Genomic DNA, 4,880 nt, shown 5'->3' on the forward strand with positions numbered 1-4,880 from the left:
GCCAGGGCGTCATAGGCGGCCAGCGCCGCCGCGGTGACGATCTCGTTCACGGTCGCGCCCATCTGCACCACCTGCGCCGGCTTCTCCAGCCCGCACAGCAGCGGGCCGATCAGCGAGGCGCCGGCCAGCTTCTGGATCATCTTGGCGCCGATATTGGCCGCGTTCAGCGCCGGCATGATCAAGAGGTTGGCCGGGCCGGACAGTCGGGCGAAGGGGTACAGCCGCTTCATCAGCGCGTAGTCCAGCGCCACCTCGGCGGTCATCTCGCCATCATATTCGAAATCGACCCCGCCGGCCTTGGCGCGGGCGTCCATGATCGTCACCGCGTCGCGGATGCGCTGGGTGAACTCGCGCATCGGCTGGCCGAAATTGGAGGAGGAGACGAAGGCCAGGCGCGGCTCGTGCCCCAGCGCCCGGGCCTTGGCGGCGGCCTGCAGGGCGATGTCGACCAGCAGCTCCGGGTCCGGGCGCTCATGCACCGTGGTGTCGGCGATCAGCACCGTGCCGCCGCGCACCGTCAGCATCGACAGACCGAAGGGCACATGCTCCGGCGCCGGGTCGATCACCCGGGTGATCTCCTCGAAGCAGGTGGTGAAGTTGCGGGTCAGGCCGGTGACCATGGCGTCGGCGTCGCCATGCGCGACCATGCAGGCGGCGAAGATGTTGCGGCCCTGGTTGACCATGCGCGCCACATCCCGCTGCAGCAGCCCCTGGCGCTGCAGCCGGCCGTAGACGAAGTCGATATAGCGCTCATTGTGCCGCGACAGCCGGGCGTTGTGGATCTCCAGCTCCGCCACCGTCGCCTCGGGCAGGCCGATCCGGGCCATGGTCTCGCGCACCCGCTCCTCGCGGCCGATCAGGATCGGCGTGCCGTAGCCCTGGGCGCGGAAGGCGATGGCGGCGCGGATCGTCCGCTCCTCCTCGCCCTCGGCGAAGACCACGCGGGTCTCGGCCGACGCCACCTTGTCGAAGATCAACTGCAGCTTGTCCGCGGTCGGATCCAGGCGGCGGCGCAGGCTCTGGCGATAGGCGGCGACATCGGTGATCGGCTTGCGGGCGACGCCCGATTCCATCGCCGCCTGGGCCACCGCCAGCGGCACCTCCTCGATCAGCCGCGGGTCGAACGGCACCGGAATGATGTAGTCCGGCCCATAGCGCAGCCGGCGGCCGGAATAGGCGCTGTCGACCTCGTCCGGCACATCCTGCCGGGCGAGGCGGGCGAGGGCGTGGGCCGCGGCCAGCTTCATCGCCTCGTTGATGGTGCGGGCGCGGACATCCAGGGCGCCGCGGAAGATGTAGGGGAAGCCGAGGACGTTGTTGATCTGGTTCGGATAGTCCGACCGGCCGGTGGCGATGATCGCGTCGCGGCGCACGGCGCGGACCTCGTCCGGCGCGATCTCCGGGTCCGGGTTGGCCAGGGCGAAGATGATGGGCTTGTCGGCCATCGACTTCACCATCTCCTGGGTCATGGCGCCCTTGACCGAAAGGCCGATGAAGACGTCGGAGCCCTTGACCGCATCGGCCAGCGTCCGGTGCGGCGTGTCGACGGCATGCGCCGCCTTCCACTGGTTCATTCCCTCGGTGCGGCCCTGCCAGACCACGCCCTTGCTGTCGCACAGGATGATGTTCTGCGCCGGCACGCCCAGCGACTTGAACAGCTCGACGCAGGCGATGGCGGCGGCGCCGGCGCCGTTCAGCACCATGCGCACGTCGCCGATGCTCCGGCCGGTCAGCTCCAGCGCGTTGATCAGCCCGGCGGCGGCGATGATCGCCGTGCCGTGCTGGTCGTCATGGAACACCGGGATATCCAGGAGCTCGCGCAGCCGCGCCTCGATCACGAAGCAGTCCGGCGCCTTGATGTCCTCCAGGTTGATGCCGCCGAAAGACGGGCCCAGGAAGCGCACGCAGTTGACGAACTCGTCGACGTCGCGGGTGTCGACCTCCAGGTCGAAGCCGTCGACATCGGCGAAGCGCTTGAACAGGACGGCCTTGCCCTCCATCACCGGCTTGCTGGCCAGGGCGCCGAGGTCGCCCAGCCCCAGAACCGCGGTGCCGTTCGAGATCACGGCGACGACATTGCCCTTGGCCGTGTAGTCGTAGGCCGTGGCCGGATCGGCATGGATCCTCAGGCACGGCGCCGCGACGCCCGGGGAATAGGCCAGCGACAGGTCGCGCTGGGTGGTCAGCGGCTTGGTGGCGCTGATCTCCAGCTTGCCGGGGCGGCCCTGGGCGTGCAGGGCGAGGGCATCGTCGTCGAGCGAGGTCTTGGTTGTCATTGTTATCCGGCGGCGCAACGGGACGGGCCGAGTAATGGACCCTTCGGCGGGACGGACCGTCAAGCCCCTCTGGCAAGACCCTTTCGGAATTCCCAAACCGTCATTGCGAGCGCAGCGAAGCAATCCAGGGCCAGTACGAACCGGCCCCTGGATTGCTTCGTCGGCTTCGCCTCCTCGCAATGACGACAGGAAGCGGATCTTCTGAAGGCCGCGCTGACTGTCCGACTGTGGCTTCGGTGCAACGCCGCGCCATCTTCGCGCGACCTCTTGAAAAGCCGCTTGCGCAGCGCAACGGCGATCCCGTACTCCTTGGGACCACTCCAATTCCAGGGAGGATCGTGCAATGACCTTCGCTTACAGCCTCCGCGGCATGGCCGCCTGAGCGTCTGCACGATCAGTTCTCGTCGACTCACGACCTGACATTTTCCCTGCGCTGACCTGATCGCTGCCGACACGCCGGACGACCCTCACGGGCCGCCTCCGACGACTCCGCATCCGATCGTCCCTTCAACCGTCCACCCCCATTCCGCCCGGCATCCCGCCTGGCGGAGTCGCCCCGTCCGACTCCCCATGGGCCTGGCCCTTGGCGGCCGGACGGTTTTCCCCACCTCCAGATCTGTTGGAGATCATCATGCACATCTCGACCGAGAAGCGTGCCTTCCGTCCGTCCCTGTCGCTCGTCGTCGTCGCCTTCGCGGAGCTGGGTCGCGTCCTCGTGACGCCGCGCCGGAAACCCCGCGATACCGACTCGCTGAGCGAGCATCTGAGACGCGACGTCGGGCTACGATCTTGATACGGGAGCGGGGCGGGGCCTTCGGGTTCCGCTCCGCCGCCTCCCGTCCTTAGATCGACCGCCGTCCATTCGCCTCGGCCGGGCGCGACCGCATGTCGCCGCCCGGGCAGCGGGCATCCGACGTTGGATAGGACTATAATCATGTACGCATATCGTGCGCCGCCCCAGCCGGCCGCGCCCGCGGTGCGGCTTGTCCCCCTGGTCACCGTGCAGGACCGGGCCGTGTTCGGCTCGCTCCGCGTCGCGCCGGGCCAGGCGGGATTCGTCGCGGCCAATGCGGACTCCATTGCCGAGGCCGACGACTCGCCCTGGTGCGTGCCGCTCGGCGTCTGCGACGCCGCGCATGGCGGGCCGGTCGGCTTCGTCATGCATGCGCTGGACCCGCAGGACGGCCATCGCTGGATCTACCGGCTGATGATCGACGCCCGCTACCAGGGCCGCGGCTTCGGCCGCTCCGCCCTGCGGGCGACGCTGGGCATCCTCGACCGGCTGCCCCGCGGTGAGCGGGTGCTGCTCGGCGTGGTGCCCGGCAATACCGCCGCCCGCCGGCTCTACGCCTCCGAAGGCTTCGTCGAGACCGGCGAGACCCTGGGCGACGAGCTGGTGCTGCAGCGGGTCCTGCACCGAGTCGAGGCCGCCTGACCGGCGGCCTCGGCTTTCCCTTTCGTCTCGGGCCGGTTGAACCCAGCCATCGGCGCAACCGCGTTCCGGCTTCGTCCCTTGCGTGCTAGGGTCCGCGCTTCGCCGATCCGATCCCGCTTGCCGTGCCGACAGCCTTGCCCGACAGCAGCACCCCCGCGACGACCGACAGCCCCGTCACGCCGATGATGGCGCAGTATCTGGAGGCCAAGGCGGCCCATCCGGACTGCCTGCTGTTCTTCCGCATGGGCGATTTCTACGAGATGTTCTTCGACGACGCGGTCAAGGCCGCGGCGGCGCTCGACATCGCCCTGACCAAGCGCGGCCAGCACCAGGGCGAGGACATCCCGATGGCCGGGGTGCCCGCCCACAGCCACGAGGCCTATCTGGCCCGGCTGATCCGCCAGGGCTTCCGCGTCGCCCTGTGCGACCAGACCGAGAGCCCGGAGGACGCGAAGAAGCGCTCCGGCAAGACCCTGGTGCGGCGGGAGGTGGTGCGCATCGTCACCCCCGGCACCGTTACCGAGGATGGGCTTTTGGAGCCTCGCGCCGCGAATCACCTCGTGGCGCTGGCCGATGTCGCCGGCACGCTCGCCATCGCCGCGGTCGATATCTCCTCCGGCGAGCTGGTGACCGAGCCGACGGCGCCCGACCGGCTGGCCGCGGCCCTGGCCCGCTTCGACCCCAGCGAGATCCTGCTGCCCGAGCGGGTGCTGCAGAACCCGGAGCTGTTCGAACTGCTGGGCGAATGGAAGATGCGGCTGACGCCGCAGCCCAGCGCCCGCTTCGACAGCGAGAATGGCCGGCGCCGACTGCAGGACCTGTTCCATGTCGGCACGCTCGACGCCTTCGGCAGCTTCGAGCGCGCCGAGGTGGCGGCCGCCGGCGCCCTGGTCGACTACATCCAGCTGACCCAGAAGGCGCTGCCGCGGCTGTCGCCGCCGCGCCGACTGCCGCGCGGCGCGGTGATGGAGATCGACGTCGCCACCCGCCGCAACCTGGAGCTGACCCGGACCCTGTCGGGCGACCGCCGCGGCAGCCTCCTGGCCGCGATCGACCGCACCGTCACCGGCCCCGGCGCCCGCATGCTGGCCTCGCATCTGGCGGCGCCGCTGACCGATCCCGAGGCGGTGGCCGGGCGGCTCGACGCCGTGCAGGCGCTGGTCGAGGAC

4 protein-coding genes are annotated in these 4,880 nt (G+C 69.8%); 3 read left to right on the forward strand and 1 reads right to left on the reverse strand.

Features of this window, described 5'->3' with window-relative positions; genetic code table 11:
• On the reverse strand, positions 1–2,276 hold a 2,276-nt coding region (locus tag P409_RS26695; RefSeq protein WP_034845565.1), incomplete at its 3' end, for an NADP-dependent malic enzyme.
• A gap of 631 nt (positions 2,277–2,907) precedes the next feature.
• On the opposite strand from P409_RS26695, the gene P409_RS39280 reads away from it, so the two are divergent.
• From P409_RS39280 to P409_RS26705, 3 genes are all read left to right on the forward strand, one after another.
• Positions 2,908–3,069, forward strand: a complete 162-nt coding sequence (locus P409_RS39280) for a hypothetical protein (RefSeq protein ID WP_161790479.1) — start codon at positions 2,908–2,910, stop codon at positions 3,067–3,069.
• 141 nt (positions 3,070–3,210) lie between these two features.
• Positions 3,211–3,711 carry a GNAT family N-acetyltransferase gene (locus tag P409_RS26700; RefSeq protein WP_052121437.1) on the forward strand — a complete coding sequence of 167 codons (501 nt, stop codon included), beginning with the start codon at positions 3,211–3,213 and terminating at the stop codon, positions 3,709–3,711.
• A 182-nt stretch (positions 3,712–3,893) separates the two neighbouring features.
• Positions 3,894–4,880: MutS N-terminal domain-containing protein (locus P409_RS26705; RefSeq protein ID WP_034845569.1), on the forward strand; the 987-nt coding region annotated here is incomplete at its 3' end.

Source organism: Inquilinus limosus MP06 (assembly GCF_000767795.1).
Lineage (GTDB): Bacteria > Pseudomonadota > Alphaproteobacteria > DSM-16000 > Inquilinaceae > Inquilinus > Inquilinus limosus_E.

What these genes read in the sequence shown, in the direction of transcription:
- P409_RS39280 (WP_161790479.1), top strand. Translation starts at nt 2,908, where the DNA reads ATGCACATCTCGACCGAGAAGCGTGCCTTCCGTCCGTCCCTGTCGCTC.
- P409_RS26700 (WP_052121437.1), top strand. Translation starts at nt 3,211, where the DNA reads ATGTACGCATATCGTGCGCCGCCCCAGCCGGCCGCGCCCGCGGTGCGG.